This window comes from Pantoea sp. GM01 (genome assembly GCF_000282675.1).
Lineage (GTDB): Bacteria > Pseudomonadota > Gammaproteobacteria > Enterobacterales > Enterobacteriaceae > Pantoea > Pantoea nemavictus.
Window position 1 is genome coordinate 1 of sequence record NZ_AKIU01000014.1, and the last position, 1,184, is coordinate 1,184.

Consider the following 1,184-nt stretch of genomic DNA (forward strand, 5'->3'; position numbering starts at 1 on the left):
AAAGAGCAATTTCAGCGTAACAAACTGCACGTAAACGTGGGCACCATCGGTCACGTCGACCACGGTAAAACCACCCTGACTGCAGCAATCACTACCGTTCTGGCTAAAACCTACGGTGGTAAAGCAAGCAAGTTCGACGAGATCGATAAAGCGCCAGAAGAGAAAGCACGTGGTATCACCATCAACACTTCTCACGTTGAATATGAAACCCCGACTCGCCACTATGCGCACGTTGACTGCCCAGGCCACGCCGACTATGTGAAAAACATGATCACCGGTGCTGCGCAGATGGACGGCGCGATCCTGGTTGTTGCTGCGACTGACGGCCCAATGCCTCAGACCCGTGAGCACATCCTGCTGGGTCGCCAGGTTGGCGTTCCTTACATCATCGTGTTCCTGAACAAGTGCGACATGGTTGATGATGAAGAGCTGCTGGAACTGGTTGAGATGGAAGTACGTGACCTGCTGTCAGCATATGACTTCCCAGGCGACGACACTCCAATCGTACGCGGTTCTGCTCTGAAAGCGCTGGAAGGCGAAGCTGAGTGGGAAGCTAAGATCATTGAACTGGCTGAGCATCTGGATACCTACATCCCAGAGCCAGTACGTGCAATCGACCTGCCGTTCCTGCTGCCAATCGAAGACGTATTCTCAATCTCAGGCCGTGGTACTGTTGTTACCGGTCGTGTTGAGCGCGGTATCGTTAAAGTAGGCGACGAAGTTGAAATCGTGGGTATCAAGGCGACTGTTAAGTCTACCTGTACCGGCGTTGAAATGTTCCGCAAACTGCTGGACCAGGGTCAGGCTGGCGAGAACTGTGGCGTTCTGCTGCGTGGTATTAAGCGTGAAGATATCCAGCGTGGCCAGGTTCTGGCTAAGCCGGCTTCAATCAAGCCGCATACCAAGTTCACTTCAGAAGTGTACGTTCTGTCTAAAGATGAAGGCGGCCGTCATACTCCGTTCTTCAAAGGCTACCGTCCACAGTTCTACTTCCGTACCACTGACGTGACCGGCAACGTTGAGCTGCCAGAAGGCGTTGAGATGGTAATGCCAGGCGACAACGTTCAGATGACCGTTGAGCTGATCCACCCAATCGCGATGGATGAAGGCTTGCGCTTCGCTATCCGTGAAGGCGGCCGTACTGTTGGTGCGGGTGTTGTTGCTACAATTATCGCTTAATTGCG

Annotated in this window: 1 protein-coding gene; it reads left to right on the top strand. The window is 53.1% G+C overall.

Annotated elements, in window-relative coordinates; genetic code table 11:
• On the top strand, nucleotides 1-1,179 hold a 1,179-nt coding region (gene tuf, locus PMI17_RS03870), incomplete at its 5' end, for an elongation factor Tu (protein WP_007886324.1).
• Nucleotides 1,180-1,184 lie beyond the last annotated feature (5 nt).